This is a genomic window from Pseudomonas sp. TE21435 (genome assembly GCF_056279265.1).
In genome coordinates this window covers 2,846,224-2,867,754 of record NZ_JBWBQZ010000001.1, presented here as the reverse complement: position 1 = coordinate 2,867,754, position 21,531 = coordinate 2,846,224, and the positions used below count along the sequence as shown (strand labels likewise).

General features: G+C 64.5%; 14 protein-coding genes and 1 pseudogene. 10 read left to right on the top strand and 5 right to left on the bottom strand.

Annotated elements, in window-relative coordinates:
* The first annotated feature begins 58 nt into the window (after positions 1-58).
* The 7 genes from prfB to ACZ9C1_RS12870 all read left to right on the top strand — a co-directional run bounded on the left by prfB (position 59) and on the right by ACZ9C1_RS12870 (position 6,802).
* Positions 59-1,154 (top strand): peptide chain release factor 2 gene (gene prfB, locus ACZ9C1_RS12900; RefSeq protein ID WP_102684078.1). Its coding sequence is split into 2 segments (ribosomal slippage): positions 59-130 and positions 132-1,154, totalling 1,095 coding nucleotides; the frame shifts between segments, so codons are not numbered across the junction.
* A 93-nt stretch (positions 1,155-1,247) separates the two neighbouring features.
* On the top strand, positions 1,248-2,750 hold the full coding sequence (gene lysS / locus ACZ9C1_RS12895) for a lysine--tRNA ligase (RefSeq protein WP_023630948.1): 1,503 nt from the start codon (positions 1,248-1,250) through the stop codon (positions 2,748-2,750).
* Between the two features lie 192 nt (positions 2,751-2,942).
* The gene (locus ACZ9C1_RS12890; protein ID WP_110701916.1) at positions 2,943-3,647 is read left to right on the top strand and encodes a TetR/AcrR family transcriptional regulator; all 705 of its coding nucleotides are present in this window, start codon (positions 2,943-2,945) and stop codon (positions 3,645-3,647) included.
* Between the two features lie 29 nt (positions 3,648-3,676).
* The gene (locus tag ACZ9C1_RS12885) at positions 3,677-4,225 is read left to right on the top strand and encodes a LolA-like protein (RefSeq protein ID WP_401110905.1); all 549 of its coding nucleotides are present in this window, start codon (positions 3,677-3,679) and stop codon (positions 4,223-4,225) included.
* Positions 4,226-4,303: 78 nt separating this feature from the next.
* Positions 4,304-5,581 carry a flavohemoglobin expression-modulating QEGLA motif protein gene (locus ACZ9C1_RS12880; protein WP_046854425.1) on the top strand — a complete coding sequence of 426 codons (1,278 nt, stop codon included), beginning with the start codon at positions 4,304-4,306 and terminating at the stop codon, positions 5,579-5,581.
* Positions 5,553-6,476, top strand: coding sequence for an alpha/beta hydrolase (locus tag ACZ9C1_RS12875; RefSeq protein WP_110701920.1), 924 nt, complete (start codon positions 5,553-5,555; stop codon positions 6,474-6,476). Before ACZ9C1_RS12880 ends, ACZ9C1_RS12875 begins: the two co-directional genes overlap by 29 nt.
* On the top strand, positions 6,473-6,802 hold the full coding sequence (locus ACZ9C1_RS12870; RefSeq protein ID WP_094012407.1) for a PA3694 family proteiin: 330 nt from the start codon (positions 6,473-6,475) through the stop codon (positions 6,800-6,802). Before ACZ9C1_RS12875 ends, ACZ9C1_RS12870 begins: the two co-directional genes overlap by 4 nt.
* A gap of 48 nt (positions 6,803-6,850) precedes the next feature.
* On the opposite strand, the pseudogene ACZ9C1_RS12865 reads toward ACZ9C1_RS12870, so the two are convergent.
* The 3 genes and pseudogenes from ACZ9C1_RS12865 to ACZ9C1_RS12855 form a co-directional block, all read right to left on the bottom strand.
* Positions 6,851-7,613 (bottom strand): annotated as a pseudogene (locus ACZ9C1_RS12865) (siderophore-interacting protein).
* Positions 7,610-8,143 (bottom strand): PadR family transcriptional regulator, encoded by a 534-nt coding sequence (locus ACZ9C1_RS12860; RefSeq protein ID WP_046854428.1) that lies wholly within the window; start codon positions 8,141-8,143, stop codon positions 7,610-7,612. Before ACZ9C1_RS12860 ends, ACZ9C1_RS12865 begins: the two are co-directional and overlap by 4 nt.
* A gap of 103 nt (positions 8,144-8,246) precedes the next feature.
* Positions 8,247-11,366, bottom strand: coding sequence for a biosynthetic peptidoglycan transglycosylase (locus ACZ9C1_RS12855; RefSeq protein WP_277501766.1), 3,120 nt, complete (start codon positions 11,364-11,366; stop codon positions 8,247-8,249).
* Between the two features lie 426 nt (positions 11,367-11,792).
* Here ACZ9C1_RS12855 and ACZ9C1_RS12850 point away from each other — a divergent pair, with 426 nt between their 5' ends.
* The gene (locus tag ACZ9C1_RS12850) at positions 11,793-13,211 is read left to right on the top strand and encodes an amino acid permease (protein WP_110701926.1); all 1,419 of its coding nucleotides are present in this window, start codon (positions 11,793-11,795) and stop codon (positions 13,209-13,211) included.
* Between the two features lie 318 nt (positions 13,212-13,529).
* Positions 13,530-15,026 (top strand): glycosyltransferase family 39 protein, encoded by a 1,497-nt coding sequence (locus ACZ9C1_RS12845; protein ID WP_198755493.1) that lies wholly within the window; start codon positions 13,530-13,532, stop codon positions 15,024-15,026.
* Between the two features lie 57 nt (positions 15,027-15,083).
* Here ACZ9C1_RS12845 and ACZ9C1_RS12840 read toward each other — a convergent pair whose 3' ends face one another.
* A complete protein-coding gene (locus ACZ9C1_RS12840) occupies positions 15,084-16,694 on the bottom strand; it encodes an FMN-binding glutamate synthase family protein (protein ID WP_476254046.1) in 1,611 nt (536 codons plus the stop codon).
* 181 nt (positions 16,695-16,875) lie between these two features.
* On the opposite strand from ACZ9C1_RS12840, the gene ACZ9C1_RS12835 reads away from it, so the two are divergent.
* On the top strand, positions 16,876-17,133 hold the full coding sequence (locus ACZ9C1_RS12835; RefSeq protein ID WP_102685177.1) for a type B 50S ribosomal protein L31: 258 nt from the start codon (positions 16,876-16,878) through the stop codon (positions 17,131-17,133).
* Between the two features lie 11 nt (positions 17,134-17,144).
* Here ACZ9C1_RS12835 and ACZ9C1_RS12830 read toward each other — a convergent pair whose 3' ends face one another.
* Positions 17,145-21,428 (bottom strand): Lhr family helicase, encoded by a 4,284-nt coding sequence (locus tag ACZ9C1_RS12830; protein WP_476254045.1) that lies wholly within the window; start codon positions 21,426-21,428, stop codon positions 17,145-17,147.
* Between the last annotated feature and the right edge of the window lie 103 nt (positions 21,429-21,531).

Genomic DNA, 21,531 nt, shown 5'->3' with positions numbered 1-21,531 from the left:
CACAGACTCGGTTATACTCGCGGGCTTTTCACCGAATTCGCACGAGAGCTGCCCGCCCATGGAAATCCAACCGATCCTGAACACCATCAAGGACCTCACCGAGCGTTCCCAGTCCATTCGGGGGTATCTTTGACTACGATCACAAACATGATCGTCTGGTCGAAGTAAACCGCGAGCTGGAAGACGCCGCTGTCTGGAACAAGCCCGAGTACGCCCAGGCCCTGGGCCGTGAGCGCGCGATGCTGGCGCAGGTGGTCGAGACGCTTGATAAGCTGGCCAACGGTCTGGCCGACTGCAAGGACCTGCTCGACATGGCTGTCGAAGAGGGCGATGAAGGCGCTGTCGGCGATGTCGAGACCGAGCTGCAAGGGCTGGAGGAATCCCTCGCCCTGCTCGAGTTCCGTCGCATGTTCAGCGGCGAGATGGACCCGAACAACGCCTACCTGGATATCCAGGCCGGCTCCGGCGGCACCGAGGCCCAGGACTGGGCCAACATCCTGCTGCGCATGTACCTGCGCTGGGCCGACAAGCGCGGCTTCGACGCCACCATCATCGAACTCTCCGAAGGTGAAGTCGCCGGCATCAAGGGCGCCACCGTGCACATCAAGGGTGAGTACGCCTTCGGCTGGCTGCGCACCGAGATCGGCGTGCACCGCCTGGTGCGCAAGAGCCCGTTCGACTCCGGCGCCCGTCGCCACACCTCGTTCTCGGCGGTATTCGTCTCGCCCGAGATCGACGACAAGGTCGAGATCGAGATCAACCCGTCCGACCTGCGCATCGACACCTACCGCTCCTCCGGCGCCGGTGGCCAGCACGTCAACACCACCGACTCGGCGGTGCGTATCACCCACGTGCCGACCAACACCGTGGTGGCCTGCCAGAACGAACGTTCCCAGCACGCCAACAAGGACACCGCCATGAAAATGCTGCGGGCCAAGTTGTACGAGCTGGAAATGCAGAAGCGCAACGCCGCCTCGCAAGCCCTGGAAGACAGCAAGTCGGACATCGGCTGGGGTCACCAGATCCGCTCCTATGTACTCGATGACTCGCGCATCAAGGACCTGCGTACCGGTGTCGAGCGCAGCGACTGCCAGAAGGTGCTCGACGGCGACCTCGACGAGTACCTGGAAGCGAGCCTCAAGCAGGGGCTGTAAACCGCACACCACCGCCGCAATACCGGGCCTTTGCCCGGTATTGCGTGCCCTGCCCGACAGGGGCAACGAATACCTGATGGAAAGAATGACGACATGAGCGACCTCAAGACCGAAGCGCAAGACCTGCAACAGGAAGAAAACACCCTGATCGCGCTGCGCAAGGAAAAACTTGCCGCCGAGCGCGCCAAGGGCAACGCCTTCCCCAACGACTTCCGTCGCGACAGCTACTGCAACGACCTGCAGAAACAGTACGCGGACAAGACCAAGGAAGAGCTGGAAGCAGCCGCCATCCCGGTCAAGGTTGCTGGTCGCATCATGCTCAACCGTGGCTCGTTCATGGTCATCCAGGACATGACCGGCCGCATCCAGGTCTACGTCAACCGCAAGACCCTGCCGGAAGAGACCCTGGCGGCGGTCAAGACCTGGGACCTGGGCGACATCATCAGCGCCGAAGGCACCCTGGCCCGTTCCGGCAAGGGCGACCTGTACGTCGAGATGACCAACGTGCGCCTGCTGACCAAGTCGCTGCGCCCGCTGCCGGACAAGCACCACGGCCTGACCGACACCGAGCAGCGCTACCGCCAGCGCTACGTCGACCTGATGGTCAACGAGGAAACCCGCCACACCTTCCGTGTGCGTTCGCAGGTGATCTCGCACATCCGCAAGTTCCTCATCGAGCGCGACTTCCTCGAAGTGGAAACCCCGATGCTGCAGACCATCCCCGGCGGCGCCGCGGCCAAGCCGTTCGAAACCCACCACAACGCGCTGGACATGGCCATGTTCCTGCGCATCGCCCCGGAGCTGTACCTCAAGCGCCTGGTGGTCGGTGGTTTCGAGAAAGTGTTCGAGATCAACCGCAACTTCCGTAACGAAGGCGTTTCGACTCGTCACAACCCAGAATTCACCATGCTCGAGTTCTACCAGGCCTACGCCGACTACCGCGACAACATGGACCTCACCGAGGAACTGTTCCGCGAGCTGGCGCAGCTGGTGCTGGGCAGCACCGACGTGCCGTACGGCGACAAGGTGTTCCACTTCGGCGAGCCGTTCGTGCGCCTGTCGGTGTTCGACTCGATCCTCAAGTACAACCCGGAGCTCACCGCTGCCGACCTGCAGGACGTCGACCGCGCCCGCGAGATCGCCAAGAAGGCCGGCGCCAAGGTGCTCGGCCACGAGGGCCTGGGCAAGCTGCAGGTGATGATTTTCGAAGAGCTGGTCGAGCACAAGCTGGAGCAGCCGCACTTCATCACCGAGTACCCGTTCGAAGTCTCGCCGCTGGCGCGTCGCAACGACGACAACCCGGCCGTTACCGACCGCTTCGAGCTGTTCATCGGTGGCCGCGAGATCGCCAACGCCTACTCCGAGCTCAACGATGCCGAAGACCAGGCCGAGCGCTTCCTGGCCCAGGTGGCCGAAAAGGACGCCGGTGACGACGAAGCCATGCACTACGACGCCGATTTCGTCCGTGCCCTGGAGTACGGCATGCCGCCGACCGCCGGTGAAGGCATCGGCATCGACCGCCTGGTGATGCTGCTGACCAACTCGCCGTCGATCCGCGACGTGATCCTGTTCCCGCACATGCGTCCACAGGCCTGAGTGATCTGAACAAGCCGCCTTTCGAGGCGGCTTTTTCTTGCCTGAAGCTTTATGTTGTCAGTACCGGCCCTATCGCGGCTGAAGCCGGTCCTACAGGTATCCGCTGTCCTGTAGGAGCGGCTTCAGCCGCGATAGGGCCGGTACAGGCAGCAGATGACTCGAACTATGAGGTACCGCCCCGTGACCCCCGCCATGCCCCACCAGGGCGCCGCCGGCATCGCCACCGCCGTCGCCGAAAGCGTGCAGTACCAAGGTCGCAAGACCGCAAGACAGGGCAGCGAGCAACGCCGCCAGCAGATCCTCGACGCTGCCATGCGCATCGTCGTGCGCGATGGCGTGCGCGGCGTGCGCCACCGCGCCGTGGCCGCCGAGGCCGGCGTGCCGTTGTCGGCCACCACCTACTATTTCAAGGATATCCAGGACCTGCTGGCCGACACCTTCGCCCAGTACGTCGAGCGCAGCGCGGCCTACATGGCCAAGCTCTGGACCAACACCGAAGGCGTGCTGCGCCAGTTGCTGGCCCAGGGCGACGGCAGCCACGAGGCCCGGGCGCACCTGGCCGATGAAGTGGCGCGCATGCTGGCCGACTACGTGCTGCGCCAACTGAACAACCGCCGCGACTTCCTCATGGCCGAACAGGCCTTCCGCCAGGAGGCGCTGCTGTGCCCGCGCCTGGCCGAACTGGTGCAGGCCCACGAGCAGATCCTGCTGCATGGCGCGCGCCAGATACTGCAGGTAGTCGGCTCGCGCCAGCCGGAACAGGATGCCCAGATGTTGACGGCGATTATCGAGCAGATGGAATATCAGGGCCTGCTCAAGGATGCGAATGCGCAGTCCGATGGGCAGATGCTCGCTATCCTTGTCCGATACCTGCAGATGGTGCTGGCCTCGGCCTGAGTGGCGAACGATTTTTCAAGGAGAACCTGATGAAAGCCTGGCGTGTGGTGTTGTTGACCTTGTCATTCCTCCTGCTGGGCGGTTGTCTGGTGACCTTCGACGAACCGCTGCCGGCCAACCAGCCAGCGCCTAAGGCCCTACTCGGGCAGTGGAGCAGCAAGGACGCCTGGGGCCAGCCGCTCAAGCTGAGTATCAGCCGCGCCGGTGGCAACACTTACAAGGCAGTGGCCCGTGCCCAGGGCAAGGCGCCCGAGGAGTACGTCTTCACCGTGGCCCGGCACGGCAATCGCTGGTACTTGTCGGCGGGCGTGCCCAAGCGGCTGGGTGGCAACTTCCTGATCGGCGGCTTCGAGGTGATCGACGGCAAGCAGCTGGTGGTCTACAACCTCGATGTCGAGCAGGTCCAGCAGGCAGTGGACGAGAAGGAGCTGAGCGGGCGCAGCACCCAGGTGCCCGAGGACAATGGCCCCGGCGTGCTGATCGACAGCCCGACGGAGCGTGTGCTGGCCTATCTGGACGACCCGGCCAACTCCGACTTGTTCGTCGAAGTAGCGCGCTTCCAGCGCTCCGCCAAATAGCACTGAGCATACCGGCCTCCTCGCGGGGCAAACCCGCTCCCACGCAACCTCGCGACAGGCTTCAACAAGGAGTCCCCGGTGGACGAATACCAGCAAACTATCCGCAGCCTGTCCGATCGCATTGTCGCCACGCAGACGCCGATTCGCGTGCTCGACGCGGTGAAGTGGGACGACGGCATCCGCCAGGGCTTCCTCAAGGCCAAGGGCAAGGAGCCGCCTGCGGTAGATCGCGCCTATTACCAGAACCGGCCGTTGTCGTTCGACTCCAATGCGGTGAAAGCCGAGTTCCAGAGCATCGAGCGCGACATCACCCGACAACTGGGCCAGTTCAACCCGGTCGGGCAGATCATGCGGCGCATGTGCAAGGAGTACCGCATGGTGGTGCGCATGCTTGAGGCGCGAGGCACCGAGGATTTCGGCCTGATTTCCCAAGAGCTCTACGGCGCCGCCTCCGATGCCTTCCACGCCGGTGACCCGACCCTGGCCGACCTGGGCCTGATGCTCTCGGACTACCTGAACAACATCGACGGCCGCGGCGACTTGAAGGACGAGCCGAAGAACCTCACCGCCAAGGAAGCGGTGGAGATTCTCCAGCGTCGCCTGAACAAGGTGTTCGGCGAAGCCGAGGAAACCATCCGCGTGTTCGAGTCCGACGGTATCGTCGCCGACGCCGCGGCCGGCGCCGACTACATCAAGGTGCGCGCCGACGCCATGTTCAACAGCCGCGACGTGCGGGCGCTGGAGGTCCACGAAGGGCTGGTGCATGTCGGCACCACCCTCAATGGCCTGAACCAGCCGATCTGCACCTTCCTGGCCAAAGGACCGCCCTCGTCGACGGTGACCCAGGAGGGCCTGGCGATTCTCATGGAAGTGATCGCCTTCGCCTCCTACCCCAGCCGCCTGCGCAAGCTCACCAACCGCACCCGGGCCATCCACATGGTCGAGGAGGGCGCGGACTTCCTGCAGGTCTTCGAGTTCTTCCGCGGCCAGGGCTTCGAGATGGGCCAGAGCTACAGCAACGCCAGCCGGGTGTTCCGTGGTTCGGTGCCCAACGGCCTGCCGTTCACCAAGGACTTGTCCTACCTCAAGGGCTTCATCATGGTTTACAACTACATTCAGTTGGCCGTGAAGAAGGGCAAGCTCGAGCAGATCCCGCTGCTGTTCTGCGGCAAGACCACCCTGGAAGACATGCGCACGCTGCGTCAGCTGGTCGAGGAAGGGCTGGTGGAGCCGCCCAAGTACCTACCTGAACAGTTCCGCGACCTCAACGCGCTGTCGGCCTGGATGTGCTTCTCCAACTTCCTCAACCACCTGAGCCTGGACCGTATTGAAGCCGACTACGCGAACATTCTCTGACGCCTGCCGTCACCTCGCCTTCGGCCTCGGCTTGCTGCTGCTGGGGGGGTGCAGCAGCCTGCTGTTCTATCCCGAGCCCGGCCAGCCGTTCACCCCGGCACAGGCACATTTGCAGTATCAGGACCTGAGCCTCACCGCCGCCGACGGCACGCGCCTGCACGGCTGGTGGATCCCGGTGCCGCAGGGTGTCGAGGTCAAGGGCACCGTGCTGCACCTGCATGGCAACGGCGGCAACCTGGCCTGGCATCTGGGCGGCAGCTACTGGCTGCCGAAAGCGGGCTACCAGGTGCTGATGCTCGACTATCGCGGGTATGGGCTGTCCCAGGGCAAACCGACGCTGCCCGAGGTGTATGGCGACATCGGCGCGGCCCTGGACTGGCTGCGCGCCGCTCCCCAGGTGCAAGACAAGCCGCTGGTGCTGCTGGGCCAGAGCCTCGGCGGGGCGATGGCCATTCACTATCTGGCACAGCATCCCGAGCAGCGTCGGCGTTTCAGCGCCCTGGTATTCGACGGTGTGCCGGCCAGCTACCGGGCCGTGGGGCGTTATGCCCTGAGTACCTCGTGGATGACCTGGCCGCTGCAGGTGCCGCTGTCGTGGCTGGTGCCCGATGGCGACAGCGCGATCCACTCGATCGAGCGCCTGGACAGCCCGCCGAAGCTGTTCTTCCACAGCATCGACGACAACCTGGTGCCGCTGGACAACGGCCTGCGCCTGTACCGGCATGCACCGCCGCCGCGGGTGCTGCAACTGACCCGTGGCGATCATGTGCAGACCTTCGCCGACCCGACCTGGCGCCAGGTGATGCTGCGCTTTTTGGACGATCCCACGCACTTCAACGGCCTGCGTCGTCTGGCCGAAGTACCCAACTACCCTGACGAGAAGAACAAGCAATGAGTGAAGAACGCAACGCCATCCCGCTGATCCTGACCGGTGTCGGCAGCATCATCGTGACGGTGGGAGCCCTCTGGTACTACGGCTACCTGCATTTCGCCAAGCCTGAGGACGCCCTGTTGCTGCAGGACTTCACCATGCTCAAGACCATTCCCGGCGAGGACTACAAGCTCTCGCTGACCCCGGCGCCGCAGGTGGCGCAATGCATCGACGGCGTGCTGGTGCTGTTCGATACCGAGCAGAAAGGGCTGACCGGCGTGCTGGTGGACAACCGCAAGCGCGCGGTGCGCTGCGCCGGGCAGGAGACGCCGCAGCAGGAGCTGCAGTAACAGGCTCCCTGGCAACGGGCTTGCCCGCTGCCACAGGCCGGGCCGGCGTCATTCGTCGTCGGCAGTGCCGCTCGGCCCGCCAGTAGGCGGCAGCCTTGAGGGCGTCTTCCTGCACGCCCTTTTCCAGCAGCAGCGCCTTGGCCTGCCGGGTCAGTGCCTTCTCCAGCGCCACCCAGCCATACAGCCGGCCCTGGGGCAGCGCCAGGTGCTTGACCCGCTCCAGCAGGTCTTCTGCATGCCGGCGCACCCAGATCACCTCCACTTGCGCCTTGCTGGCCAGTGCCTGGCGCTCTTGCTCGTCCTCGATCTGGATCACCGCCAGTACCTGGCGCCCCGCTGGTAACTCTTCCAGGCGCCGGGCGATGGCCGGGATTGCGGTTTCGTCACCGATCAGCAGGTAGCTGTCGAAGATGTCCGGTACCACCATCGACGCGCGTGGGCCGGCAATGTCCAGGGTCTGCCCTGGCGCTGCCTGCGCGGCCCAGGTGGAGGCGGGGCCGTCGCCATGCAGGACGAAGTCGATATCCAGTTCAAGGTTCGCCAGGTCGATACGCCGTGGCGTGTACTCGCGCATGGTTGGTCGGGCGCCGCCGTCGCGGCCGAGGTTGCGGGCGTCGATGGCCTGCTGTTCTTCGGGCGTGCAGGCGAACAGCAACTTGATGTGGTCGTCGCTGCCGACGCTGGCGAAGCCCGCCAGCTCCGCGCCACCCAGGGTGATGCGGCGCATGCGCGGGGTCAGGTCGGTGACCCGCAGCACGTCGAGGCGGCGTTGGCGGATCTCGTGGTTGACGCGATGGATCGTGGCACTCATGGGGTGTTCTCCGTAACAGGGATGGCCGGCCCGGAGGCGATGGCCTTGGCGGTGTCGTTGAGCAGGTTGCGCACCCGCTCGATCTCTTCGGCGCTCCAGCGGCCGCTGTGCATGTGCAGGGCATGGCGCAGGTTGCCGACGGCTTCATGGATTTCTGCGGGGCGGTCATGGCCGCGCAAGGCACGCTTGCTCACCTCGATGCGCATGCGCACGCCGTCGAGGGCGACGGCCTGTTCTGCCAGGGCGCTGCGACCGGCGTCGGTGATGGCGTAAAGGCGCTTGCTGCCCTGGATGGCGCCGGTGACCAGCTCGGCTTCCTCGAGGTAGCTGAGGGTCGGGTAGATCACCCCGGGGCTGGGGCTGTAGCTGCCGTCGAAGAGGCTCTCGATCTGACGGATCAGGTCGTAGCCGTGCCCCGGTTGCTCGGCCAGCATCGACAGCATCAGCAGTTTCAGGTCGCCCGGGGCGAATACCCGTGGGCCACGTTCGCCGCGGCCGGGGCGGCGTTCGAAGGGATCATGGTCACGCATGGAGAGGGCTCCGTCTGTTTAGATATATCGCAAGATATTACTCAAGATATATCTTAAGACAAGCCTTCAAATGCAGATGATTATCATCTAATTTTTTGATGATTCACGACTGGCCCGCCACCTGTGGCGCCTTGCAGGCGGTTGGGTTGCCTGGTTCCAGGTACGGCATGAGGATCGGCGCCATGCCCTTGAGCACCTGCACCGGCAGTGCCGAAGTGAAGGTGAAGGCTTCGGCCGTGCGCCCTGGAACGAATGCGGTGAGGGTGCCGAAGTGGTTGTCGCCGAGGAAGAACACGAAGGTGGCGGTGCGGTTCAGCGAGCGCGAGCCGATCAGCCGGCCGCCGGCGCCGAAGCTTTCGATGCGGTTGTCGCCGGTGCCGGTCTTGCCGCCCATCACCAGTGGCGTGCCGTCGTGCAGTTTGAAGCTGCCGGAGATACGACGCGCGGTGCCGGCATCGACCACTTGCGACATCGCGCCCTTGAGCGCCCGGGCGACCTCGACGGGCAAGATCCGCTGACCGCGGTCCGGGTCGCTGATCAGTTGCGTTTCGTACGGGGTGTTCTGGGCGAAGTGCAAGGTGTCGATGCGCAGGGTCGGCAGGCGCACGCCATCGTTCTGGATGATCCCGACCAGTTCGGAGAGGGCGGCCGGCCGGTCGCCGGAGCTGCCGATGGCAGTGGCTAGCGACGGTACCAGGTGGTCGAACGGATAACCCACGCGCTTCCAGCGCTGGTGGATGTCGGTGAACGCCTCGATCTCGACCATGGTGCGGATGCGGCTGTCGCGAGCGCCCTGGTGGCGGCTCTTGAACAGCCAGCTGTAGACCTCCTGGCGTTCGAAGCGGCTGGCGTTGAGGGCGTCCTTGAGCGAGGCGCCAGGGTTTTTCAGCAGGTAGCCGAGCAGCCACAGGTCCAAGGGGTGGACCTTGGCGATATAGCCCTGGTCGGGCAGGTCGTACTTGCCCGGACCATAGGCCTCGTACATCTCCACCAGGCGGCCGTCGGTGAGCTTGGCCATGGCCTTCTTGTCGTCCTTGCTGTGGGCGCGGACGAAGGCGTTGAAGGTTTCCTGGCCGGCCTCGGGGAACAGGTAGCGGTGCACTGCAGCCAAGCGCTGCGGGGTCACGCGCATGCTGTCGAGGAAGGTGTCCAGGCGCTGCTGCGAGGTCTTGCGCTGGTATTTCTTCCAGAAACGCATGGTGTAGTTGGAGCCTTCGCGGTCGGCGAAACGCGCCAGGTATTCCTGGCGGCGTGGGTCGCTGTCGTCCCTTAGCAGCGGTTCGCGGTTGAACGGCTGCTGGTAGGTGACGTAGCGCACGATGTCGCGCATCAGGCGGATGAACGGCAGGTTGATCGATTCGCGCAGGGCGTCCTTGAGGGTCGGGTTGCGGTTGTTGTCTTCCTTGCGGAAGTTGTTGAACACATGCATGCCGCCACCGGTGAAGAAGGCCTCGCCGGTGTTGGCCGAGTACTTGCGCTCAAGGGCGGCGTCGAGCATGGCGTCCAGGCTCTGGTTCTTGCCATTTTGCATCAGCCATTCGAGTGACCACTGGCTGATGCGGTCGAGCTCGGCCACCGGGACTTTCTTCAGTTCGGCGGCGGGTTTGCCAGCGTACTTGTCGTGCAGCTCGGCAACGATTTCCAGGTAGGTGGTAAGCACCCGCAGCTTGGCGGTGGAGCCCAGCTCGAGCTTGCTGCCTTCGTTGATGTCGAAGGGCTGGTTGGTGCTGTCGGTCTGCACCCGCACCCGCGAGCCGTCGGCGGTGCGTTCGAACAGGGTGAAGCTGTAGCTGACCTGGTCGGTGGTCTTGCTGGTCAGCAGGCGTTCGCCGATCAGGCCAAGCTGTGCGGCGAACGCCGGGTCGGCGAGGTTCTTCAGGTACTGACTGACCTGCACCTGCAGGTCGGCCTGCAGGGTGCTGGTGGCCGACAGGTCGAGGCGGTCGAGGTCGTACAGCGGCCGGTTGAGCATCGCCGCCAGGCGGTTGCGGGCCAGGCTGATGCCCTTGTTGGTGATGATCGGCACTATGGTCGGTTGGGCCACCCAGTCGCGGTACACCGCCTTGCTGGCCAGGGCGGCGTCGGCCAGTGGACGGTCGATGACAGCGTTGGCGGCGAGTACCCGGATGTGCGAATCAGTCAGTTCCGCCAGTTCGATGCGGCCCTTGGACAGGTAATGCGAAGGGCGGCGCTGGGCGATCATCAGCGACAGCACCTGGCGCAGGGCCAGGCCGCGCTCGGCCATGCTCTTGTCATCGGTGGCCGTGGAGGTGAGCGCCTGGTTGACCTGATCGAAGTCGGCGCCGTACCACACCCGCAAGCCTTCGGCCATGCCGTGCACCTCACCGTGGCCGGGGACCGCCGACAGCGGCACGCTGTTGAGGTAGTCGCGCACGATGCGCTCGCGGGCCTCGGTGGTGTCGGGGCCGCCCTGGTAGGCGCGCACACTGGCGGAGATCATCTGGCGGATTTTCTCGGCGCCGGAGACGGTCAGCCCGTCCGGCGAGTGGCGATATTTTTCCAGCTGGGTGGCCAGGGTGCTGCCACCGGCCGACTGGCCGGGCAGGGCCAGGTACTTGGCCACCTGGCTGTAGGCCGCCTTGGCGAAGCGTGGCCAGTCCACCGCCGGGTTGTTTTGCGGGTCCTTCGGGTCGAGCAGGTCGCGGTTCTCGATGAACAGCAGGCTGTTGACCATCACCGGCGGGATCGCTGCGAAGTTCGGGTACAGGTGCTGCGGGTAGTTGTACTGGTAGAGCATGTCGCCGCGGCAGTCGGTGATCGACAGGCCGGCCTGGATTTTTTCCACGTATGGCACGAACAGGCCGTGATCGACGTAGTTCATCAACGCCGGGGAAAAGCGCACCTGCTGGTTGATCAGGTAGTCGCGCTTGAGCAGCCGTGGCAGGAACTCGCCCAGGGCGCTGTAGCCCAGGCGTTTGTCGAACGGGCCGTCGCCCGGGTAGACGATGGCATCGCTCGGGCCGGGCTCCAGGGCATAGGTCAGGGTACCGGCCAGGCGGCTGAATTCACGGGACTGCAGGCGCGAGGTCTGGAATTCGTCGTAGGCGGCCATACCTATCGCCACCAGTGCCACCAGCAGGATAAGCAGGATCAGGCGCCACCACAGACGGCGCTGACGTGGGGTCTTGGACAAGGGGGCTTCAGCCTGAGCTTCTTTGGGTGCTTCCGTTCTGGTTGGTTCCGATTGCCACAGTGCGCCCATAGTCTTGAGTCCGGCCAGGTGTTTTCGCGTTGCTTGTCTGAAGCTTAGACGGTGGCCGAGTTTGGTGAAAAATTTGTAAGAAGCTTCGGGGAATCACGCATGAACATGCGCCTTTGGTGCGGCTTCCATTCTTCGGCAATGTTGCTAAGGTAGCTGCCCCATTCCTGTGCATGGGCGGAGCGAGGCTAGGATGCCCCTCCGGTAAAGGCTATCTGGCCGAGAATTCTCGCCAAATTTCCTGCTGTATATAGTGAAAAGCCCTGCAAGCGGCTTCCTATACTGCTCGCCCCCTTCGACCCGTCGGCGCCCTTGGCCCCGGTGGACAGGCCGGTCCACAAGGCCGCCTGGCAAGACGACGCCCCGCCTATCGGCAGGGCCGGTGCTGCACGAAGGTCAAATCCAATAACAAAATGAGGTTGTATTGCTATGCCAGTCGGCAACCACCCTGCCCAAGGCGAGTCCGCCCAGGGCGGCCCGCTCAAGCGCGAGCTGGGCGAACGGCACATCCGTCTGATGGCCCTCGGCGCCTGTATCGGCGTCGGCCTGTTCCTCGGTTCGGCCAAGGCCATCGAAATGGCCGGCCCCGCCATCATGCTCTCCTACATCATCGGTGGCCTGGCCATCCTGGTGATCATGCGCGCCCTTGGCGAGATGGCCGTGCACAACCCGGTCGCCGGGTCGTTCAGCCGCTACGCCCAAGACTACCTCGGCCCGCTGGCGGGCTTTCTGACCGGCTGGAACTATTGGTTCCTGTGGCTGGTGACCTGTGTCGCCGAGATCACCGCGGTGGCCATCTACATGGGCATCTGGTTCCCCGACGTGCCGCGCTGGATCTGGGCGTTGATGGCCCTGGGCAGCATGGGCGCGATCAACCTGATCGCGGTCAAGGCGTTTGGCGAGTTCGAGTTCTGGTTCGCCCTGATCAAGATCGTCACCATCATCGCCATGGTGCTCGGCGGCATCGGCATCATCGCCTTCGGCTTCGGCAACGACGGTGTGGCCATGGGCGTCTCCAACCTGTGGAGCAACGGCGGTTTCATGCCCAACGGCGTGACTGGCGTGCTGATGTCGCTGCAGATGGTGATGTTCGCCTACCTGGGCGTGGAGATGATCGGCCTGACCGCCGGCGAAGCGCGCAACCCGCAGAAGACCATCCCCCAGGCCATCGGCTCGGTGTTCTGGCGCATCCTGCTGTTCTACGTGGGCGCGCTGTTCGTGATCCTGTCGATCTACCCGTGGAACGAGATCGGCAGCCAGGGCAGCCCGTTCGTGATGACCTTCGAGCGCCTCGGCATCAAGACTGCCGCCGGCATCATCAACTTCGTGGTGATCACCGCCGCGCTGTCGTCGTGCAACGGCGGCATCTTCAGCACCGGGCGCATGCTCTACAGCCTGGCGCAGAACGGCCAGGCCCCGGCCACCTTCGCCCGCACGTCGAAGAACGGCGTGCCGCGCAATGCGCTGCTGCTGTCCATCGCCGCGCTGCTGCTAGGTGTCCTGGCCAACTACCTGGTGCCGGAGAAAGTGTTCGTCTGGGTGACCTCCATCGCCACCTTCGGCGCGATCTGGACCTGGGTGATGATCCTCTTGGCGCAGTTGAAGTTCCGCGCCGGGCTCACCACCGCCGAGCGTAATGCGCTGAAGTACCGCATGTGGCTGTGGCCGCTGAGCTCGTACCTGGCGCTGGCGTTCCTGGTGCTGGTGGTGGGCCTGATGGCGTACTTCCCGGACACCCGCGTGGCCCTGTACATCGGCCCGGCGTTCCTGGTGCTGCTGACGGCGCTGTACTACACCTTCCGCCTGGCGCCTAAAGAGGCGCAGGGTGCGGTGAGTACCGCCTCCTGATGAACGAAGCCCCGGCCAGTGCCGGGGCTTTGTTTTTGCGGTGGAGTCATCGTGGCGCAACCACGGATTCACTTGCATCGGCATTCATTCGGCCAAGATCCAACCGTCTACTGGCATTTTTGTCAGTAGCTGATCTTCCATGCCCGGCCTAAGGTAGCAGCAGGGCGATGCGAAAGAGCATGGTCGACTCGCAGCCGGACAGCTTTCCTCACGGACTATCGCTTTCTTTTTTTGCCAACTTCCGGTGTGCGTTCAATGCATGCATCGCGCTCGCCCTCGGGCGTTCGTCAAGTACCCGATAATGTTCAAGGAAGACGTATGACCGTTTCGCGACGCTGGCCTGATGCGGGAACAAGGACCTTGGTGGTCCTGGCAATTTTGCTGATCAGCACAGCGTTGCGGCTGCACCATGTCACGCTGCCCGTCATCTGGCTGGATGAAGCATTCAGTGCGTTAATCAGCCGCTTGCCACCTGAGCAGATCCTGTTTCACACCGCCCGGGATGTTCACCCGCCTCTGTATTACCTGATCCTGCATTACTGGATGCAAGGGTTCGGCGATGCTCCCCTGGCGCTGCGCAGTTTCAGCGTTTGCGCGGGAGTTGCCACCGTCGGTATCGGCATGTTGTTGGCGCGACAGTTGGCGTCATGGCGAGCCGCAGTGATAGCAGGGTTGTTACTGGCGTTTTTTCCCATCGGTATACGCTACAGCCAGGAAGTGCGGATGTATGCGTTACTGGGGCTGTTGCTCATGACGGCCCTGTACACACTTTGGCAATGGGTCAATAGGCAAAACATCATCTATTTGATGGCCTACTGTCTGTTGATGGTTGCCGCCATGTATACCCATTATTTATCGATCTTATGCGTGATGGCCAACTGGCTCTACCTGTCGTTGACCAAAGACACGCACGGCAGGCTGCATGTGCTGTCTCGCGCATGGTGGGTCGGGCACCTGGTCATGATCATTATCTACCTGCCTTGGCTGCCGATGCTGTATCAGCAGATGGGGCATCGCGAACTGGTCGGTTGGATTGCCAACTTCCCCACTTCCCTCATGAGTATTGCGCAATCGTTCTGGAGAGCTTTTACACTAAGTGTCGTCTCCCGCTATTCAGATGTTCTGAGCCTATTGCTGGCGCTTTTCATTGCGATGGCTTCATTGCGTGTACTACGACGTGTCGTGAAACCAAGCCAGCCGAGCGTCCTGCTGCTCAGCTACTGCTTTGTCCCCATACTCGTGCTTTGGCTAGCTTCGTACGGCATGCCGCTGTATATCAATCGTTATCTATATTTCGCGTTCTTGGGACTACCGCTTGTCCTGGCGATCGCCATGGACACTCTGCGAAAGCGGGCGTTGCTCCTATCGGTCGCCGCTTGCCTGTCCCTCGAACTGGTCGGCTTGGCTGTTTTTTACGATTATCAGGCCAAGCCAGGCGGTGATCTGGGCACCGTTATGGCGCACGTGAATGAACAGTGGCGACCGGGGGATGCACTGCTGGGTGATCGCAGGAGGTCATACTTGTCGATCGAGTACTACAATGCCACCGGCCGTCCGGCATTTTTCTACACGAAGATTCAACCCGATACGAGCGGCCAGGCAGCAAAGACCTACGGTACATTGACGCTGTTCTACCAACGGTCGAATGAACTCTACGTCGCCACGCCACAGGTGCTTGCCAAGCGCTACAAGCGGCTGTGGCGGGTGACCGAGCCATCCTCGGTGTACACACCCGACATGCCGACCGATGGCTGGGTTAAAGTAGATGAGTTCACCGAAGGCTCGTTCAAGGCAGTGCTTTATACGGTGCCTTGACCAGCCAGTCGGTGGTGTGGTGTTGCTGAAAGACCATTGAAAATCGGGTGGCCGGCTTCAGGCCGCTTGTGGCTCGAAACTGTCCGCTCGTGCCATCTGCCACATCCGCGAATAGAACTGCCCGTTCACCTCGCCGGTGAGCAACTCACCCGGCTTGAGGAACACATGCATCTGCGAGAACAGCTTGATCTCGGTAGCCGAGATGCGCCGCACCAGGTGCTTGGCCTCCAGTTGCGCGGGGTGTTCCAGCCCTGCGGCGGCGAGCATTTCGGCCAGGGCGCGCAGGGTGTTGTGATGGAAGTTGAACACCCGCTGGGCCTTGTCCGGCACCACCAATGCGCGCTGGCGCAGGGTGTCCTGGGTAGCCACGCCGGTCGGGCACTTGTTGGTGTGGCAGCTTTGCGACTGGATGCAGCCGATGGCGAACATGAAGCCGCGCGCCGAGTTGGCCCAGTCGGCGCCGATGGCCAGCACGCTGGCGATGTCGAAGGCGCTGACGATCTTGCCGCTGGCGCCGAGCTTGATCTTGTCGCGCAGGTTCAGGCCCACCAGGGTGTTGTGCACGAACAGCAGGCCTTCGCGCAGCGGCACGCCGATATGGTCGGTGAACTCCACCGGGGCGGCGCCGGTGCCGCCTTCCTTGCCGTCGACGACGATGAAGTCGGGCAGGATGCCGGTTTCCAGCATGGCCTTGGCAATGCCCATGAACTCCCACGGGTGGCCGAGGCAGAACTTGAAGCCCACCGGCTTGCCACCGGACAGTCCACGCAACTGGGCGATGAACTGCATCATTTCGACCGGCGTGGAAAAGGCGCTGTGACGCGACGGAGAAATGCAGTCCTCGCCCATGAGGATGCCGCGGGTCTCGGCGATCTCCTGGGTCACCTTGTGCTTGGGCAGGATGCCGCCGTGGCCGGGCTTGGCGCCCTGGCTCATCTTGATCTCGATCATCCGTACCTGCGGGCTCTGCGCCTGGGCGGCGAAGCGCTCGGGGTCGAAACGGCCATCCGCGGTGCGGCAGCCGAAGTAGCCACTGCCCAGCTCCCAGACCAGGTCGCCGCCGTGTTCGCGGTGGTAGGGGCTGATGCTGCCTTCGCCGGTGTCGTGGTGGAAGTTGCCCAGCTTGGCGCCCTGGTTCAGGGCCCGGATGGCGTTGGCGCTGAGCGAGCCGAAGCTCATGGCCGAGATGTTGAAGATCGACGCGGAGTACGGCTGGGTGCATTGCGGGCCGCCGACCACGACGCGAAAGGCGGCCGGGTCGGCCAGCGGCGCGGGGCGCATGGAATGGCCGATGAACTCGAAGCCCGACTCGTACACATCGATCAAGGTACCGAAGGGTTTGTCCGAGGCCTCGTTCTTGGCCCGGGCATACACCAGCGAGCGCTGGGCCCGGGAGAAGGGCAGCGCATCGCTGTCGGACTCCAGCAGGTACTGGCGGATCTCCGGGCGGATGCCCTCGACCAGGTAGCGGATATTGCCGAGGATCGGATAGTTGCGGCGTACCGCGTGGCGCTGCTGCAGCAGGTCGAACACGCCGATCAGGCTCAGTACGCCGGTGGTCAGGGCGAACGGCCACAGCCAGTCGTGGGCGAGGAAGGGCAGGCTGGCGAAGGTGAACAGCACGCAGGCGGCGAAGAAGGCGTAACGGCTGAGAAGTGACAGGCTCATACGGGGTCCTTGCGGATGGCTCGGTCAGGCTCAGGGGCCTGGGCAAAGGCCGACCATAGCCCGGTTGGGCGGCGTTTTGCCAGCGTGCCGGGCGGCACAAAAATGAAAATTCGGGTATCGAAAATCATTCGCATTATGATATGTTATAAAGTATCTAATGTGCTTCCCAGGAGATTGCGTCATGAAAGCTGGCATTCATCCCGATTATCGCCCGGTGCTGTTCCACGACACGGCTGCCGATGTGTACTTCCTGATCGGCTCTACGGTGAATACCGACCGCACCCAGGTGCACAGCGATGGCCAGACCTACCCCTACGTCGCGCTGGATGTGTCCAGCGCTTCGCATCCGGTGTACACCGGGCAGCAGCGCAAGACCACGGTGGAAGGGCGGGTGGCCGGGTTCAACAAGCGCTTCGCCGGTTTTCAGGCCAAGGGCTGAACCGCCGCTCCCTAGGTTGCTGCATCGCGCAACAGAAGCTGGTGCCAATGGTCCTGTTCGCTGGCCGATGCTTCGACCGCAAACAGGTACTTCCCTGCCACGCGACTGGCGACTGGCACCCCATCGCGGTACAGCAGCCGATTGCCCGCCACTGCCGGCACTTTCGTTCCCGGCAGCAGTGTGCCGACCAGGTTAAGGGGATCGCAGCCGCTGACCACCACCAGTTCCCCGCCCAGCGCGCGGTTGCGCACCTGACGCAGCAATCCTACCGCTTCGGGCAGGGCGAACTGCTCGCCCGCCAGCCCGGCAATGAAGCGCCCCCCGCGGATCTCGCCTCGTGCCTCGAGACGCTGATAGCAGCGCAGCAGTGCGCGCCACGCGGGCAGCACATCGCTCTCGCGCTCCAGCAGGCGCCAACACACCACGCCATAGCGGCGCAGCAGGCTGCGGGCCACATGTTCCAGGCGCTGGTCGCTGTCGACCGTGGTGGCCGAGCGGCGCAGCAAGGCCCAGCGCCCGGCATGGGCCATGCTGCTCGACAGCGCAGGGTGCCCGCGCCGGCTGGTGCGCGGCCTGCGCCTGGCCGCTGGGCTGATGAGGCTGCGCAGGCCGCTGAAACCGTCGGCGCTGGCGAGGCCCGAGCCCACCAGTTCCTGCAGCGCCGATTCCAGTTCACTGGGCAGCAGGCGGGCTTCATGGGCCAGTTCGTCGAAGAACAGCGCGCCTTGCTCCTGCAAGGTCTGCAGGACCCGCTGCGCGCGGGCACCCAGCTGTTCGAAGTCGGGCGTGGGGGTGAGGCTGCGCCACAGCATCAGGTGCTCGCGCGGCAGCAGCACCAGGGGCGTGCTGGCCAGGGTGCTGGCCGCCAGTGTCGCCGCCAGCCGACTCCAGGCCCACTGGCCGCTGCGACAGGCGTCATCGAGCCAGTGGGGGCTGTAGTCCTTGATCCGCGCCGGCAGCAGGTCGCTTTCCCAGGCCCCGGCGGCGGCGGGAAAGCCTTGCAACTGGGCGAGCACCTCGGGTAACGCCTGCGGCCCACGCAGACGGGTTTCGCCGCTCACATGCTGCCAGTCGAACAGGAAGCGCAGGTAGTCCTGCAGGCTGACCGGTTCGATCTCCTGGCGCAGGCGTTTGACCGTGTAGCGATGAATGCGCGCCAGCAGGTGCCGTTCGCACCATTGCAGGCGCGTCTGGCCGGGGCTGAAATGGCCACGCATCACGAGGCCCTGGCCCTCCAGGCGGGCCAGGGCCTGTTCGCAGTCGCCGGCCTTCAGCGCCAGAGGTGTCGCGATCTGCTCCAGCGTCATCGGGCCAAAGCCATCGAGGCGGCAGCGCAGCAGTTCCGTGAGGGCGGTATCGCTATCGACGGGGGCGTCATAGCCCGGCAATAGCGGCATGTCCGGTTCCAGGCGAGCATCCTGGTACAGCGTCAACAGGGCCTGCTGGCGCTCGCGGGCCAGCCACAGACGGTGTTCGCCCGTATCCAGCTGACAAGCCCGGCCCGCCTTGGCCAATTGCTGCAACAGGTCGCGCCAGGCGTCATTGGCATCTACTTCGTCCTCGGTCACGGCCCCCAGGCTCATCAGCGCCTCATGCATTTCGTCGGCGTTGCCGGCACGTGGCCAGGCTTCAGCCCGCACCGCGGCAATGGCGTCGGCGTCCAGCGCGCCCAGGTCGTCGGCGTTGTGTACGTCGCTCCAGCGTCGGTTGAGCACCGCCTGGGTGCGCCGTTCTTCCAGCGGCGCATCGTCGAGGAAGGTGTAGGGGCGGGCATTGAGAATCGCCGAGGCCAGCGGCGAGGGGGCTGGCAGGTCGCGGCTGAGCAGGTCTACTTCTCCGCGCTCCATGCGCCGCAGCAGCGCCAGCCAGCCTTCGCTGTCCATGGCCTCGTGCAGGCAGTCGTCGAGGGTCTGCTCGACCAATGGATGATCGGGGATCTGCCGCTCGCCGACGATGTTCTCCAGGCAGGCGAGCTGGTCGGGGAACACCGAGGCCACCAGGTCCTCGCTTTTCATGCGCTGGATCTGCGGCGCCACCTTGCGACCGCCCACGTAACGCGGCAGGGCCATGGCCACGGCGGCATTCCAGCGCCAGCGCACGCCGAACAGCGGGGCGTCGAGCAATGCCTGGACCAGGATCGCTTCGGCACTGCGGCTGTTCAGGTAGCGCCACACCTCGTCCAGGTCGAAACTGTGGCTGGTGGACAGTGACAGCACGATGGCGTCCTCGCTGGCCGCCGCCTGCAGTTCGAAGTTGAAGGTGCGGCAGAAGCGCTTGCGCAGGGCCAACCCCCAGGCGCGGTTGATACGGCTGCCAAAGGGTGAGTGGATGATCAGTTGGGTACCGCCGGACTCGTCGAAAAAGCGCTCCATCACCAGTGTCTGCTGCGAGGGCAGGGCGCCGAGCACCTGCCAGGTGCGGCCGAGGTAGTCCAGCAGTTGGCTGGCGCAGGCTTCGTCCAGTTCATAAGTTGCCTGGAGCCAGGCCAGCACCTGTTTAGCGTCGCCGGCCTGCAATTGCTGGTCGATGCGCTGCTGCAGCCGGGCCACCGCGGCGGACAGCTCGTCGCTGCGCCCGGGCGCCTCGCCGAGCCAGAACGGGATGGTCGGCGGCAAGCCGTGGGCATCCTCGACCCGCACCCGCCCAGGCTCGACGCGCAGGATGCGGTACGATGCGTTGCCCAGCTGGAAGATATCGCCGGCAATGCTCTCGACGGCGAAATCCTCGTTAACGCTGCCGATGTTCAACGCCTGGGGTTCGAGCAGCACGGTGTAGTCGGCGGTTTCGGGGATGGTGCCGCCGCTGGTCAGCGCGGTCAGCTGGCTGCCGCGACGCCCACGCAGGGTGCCGTTCACCGCATCGCGGTGCAGGTAGGCGCCGCGCACCCCCTGGCGGCCGTTGTAGCCCTCGGCGAGCATGCGCAGCAAGGCCAGGTAATGGCTCTCGTCCAGCTCGGTATAAGGTGTGGCCTGGCGCAGCAGGTCGAACAAGGCGCGCTCGGCCCACGGCTGGTTGCTGACTTCGGCGACGATCTGCTGGGCCAGCACGTCCAGTGGCGCGTGGGGAATGTGCAGTGCGTCCAGCTCGCCCTGGCGCACGCAGTCGAGCAACGCCACGCATTCGATCAGGTCATCCCGCGAGGTGGGGAACAGGCGGCCTTTGGGGATGCCCTCGACCTGGTGGCCGGAGCGTCCGACCCGCTGCAGGAACGCGGCAATCGAGCCGGGCGAGGCGATCTGGCAGACCAGGTCGACATCGCCGATATCGATGCCCAGCTCCAGCGACGCGGTGGCCACCAGCACCTGCAGTTCGCCGGCCTTGAGCCGCTGCTCGGCAGCCAGGCGATGCTCCTTGGCCAGGCTGCCGTGATGGGCGGTGACCGCGTCGTTGCCCAGGCGTTCACCCAGGTGGCGCGTCAGGCGCTCGGCCAGGCGTCGGGTGTTGACGAACACCAGCGTGGTGCGGTGCTCGCGGGCGAGGACCGCGAGGCGGTCGTGGACCAGGCTCCAGACATCGGTGGCCATCACCGCGCCCAGTGGCACGGGCGGCACTTCCAGAGCCAGGTCGCGTTTGCGGACATGGCCGATATCGACAATGGCGCAGGGCCGTTCGTGGCCAACTAGAAACTGCGCCACGCGCTCCACAGGCCGCTGGGTCGCCGACAGGCCGATACGTCTCAAAGGTCGGCCAGCGAGGGCTTGCAGGCGTTCCAGGGTCAGCGCCAGGTGGCAGCCACGCTTGTTGCCGGCCAGGGCGTGGATCTCGTCGACGATCACCGTGTGCACACTGGCCAGCCCCTGGCGGCCGGAGGCCGAGCCCATCAGCACATACAGTGATTCCGGTGTGGTCACCAGGATGTGCGGTGCCAGCTTGCGCATGGCGGCGCGGTCTTTCTGGGGCGTGTCGCCGGTGCGCACGGCGGTGGTGATGCGCGGGGCCTCGAGACCGAGCTGTGCCAACTGGTGGCCAATGCCCGTGAGCGGGGCGTCGAGGTTGAGGCGAATGTCATTGGACAGCGCCTTGAGCGGCGACACATAGACCACCTGGGTTTGCGCGGGTAGCGCGCCGCCGTGTTCCAACCCTTGGCGGAACAACTCGTCGAGCACCGCGAGGAAGGCGCTGAGGGTCTTGCCCGAGCCGGTCGGCGCGGCCAGCAGCATCGACTGGCCGGCATGGATCAGCGGCCAGGCGCCGGCCTGGGCCTCGGTGACCGTGGCAAAGCGCTGGCGGAACCAGGTGGCGACGGCGGGGTGGAACAGGTCGAGCACCGGGTGGAACTGGGCGGGCAGGTTCATGGGTTGGTTATGGCGGGTAAGCAGAGGAATGACAAGGGGCCGTTCGTCTGCCTGTTCTGGCCCTGTCGAGTACTCGTGGGAGCAGCGGTTCGCCGCTGCGACT

Excerpts from the sequence above, each read along its gene's own strand:
- lysS (WP_023630948.1), top strand. The coding sequence starts at position 1,248 with ATGAGCGACCTCAAGACCGAAGCGCAAGACCTGCAACAGGAAGAAAAC.
- ACZ9C1_RS12890 (WP_110701916.1), top strand. The coding sequence starts at position 2,943 with ATGCCCCACCAGGGCGCCGCCGGCATCGCCACCGCCGTCGCCGAAAGC.
- ACZ9C1_RS12885 (WP_401110905.1), top strand. The coding sequence starts at position 3,677 with ATGAAAGCCTGGCGTGTGGTGTTGTTGACCTTGTCATTCCTCCTGCTG.
- ACZ9C1_RS12870 (WP_094012407.1), top strand. The coding sequence starts at position 6,473 with ATGAGTGAAGAACGCAACGCCATCCCGCTGATCCTGACCGGTGTCGGC.
- ACZ9C1_RS12860 (WP_046854428.1), bottom strand. The coding sequence starts at position 8,143 with ATGCGTGACCATGATCCCTTCGAACGCCGCCCCGGCCGCGGCGAACGT.
- ACZ9C1_RS12855 (WP_277501766.1), bottom strand. The coding sequence starts at position 11,366 with ATGGGCGCACTGTGGCAATCGGAACCAACCAGAACGGAAGCACCCAAA.
- ACZ9C1_RS12850 (WP_110701926.1), top strand. The coding sequence starts at position 11,793 with ATGCCAGTCGGCAACCACCCTGCCCAAGGCGAGTCCGCCCAGGGCGGC.
- ACZ9C1_RS12845 (WP_198755493.1), top strand. The coding sequence starts at position 13,530 with ATGACCGTTTCGCGACGCTGGCCTGATGCGGGAACAAGGACCTTGGTG.
- ACZ9C1_RS12840 (WP_476254046.1), bottom strand. The coding sequence starts at position 16,694 with ATGAGCCTGTCACTTCTCAGCCGTTACGCCTTCTTCGCCGCCTGCGTG.
- ACZ9C1_RS12835 (WP_102685177.1), top strand. The coding sequence starts at position 16,876 with ATGAAAGCTGGCATTCATCCCGATTATCGCCCGGTGCTGTTCCACGAC.
- ACZ9C1_RS12830 (WP_476254045.1), bottom strand. The coding sequence starts at position 21,428 with ATGAACCTGCCCGCCCAGTTCCACCCGGTGCTCGACCTGTTCCACCCC.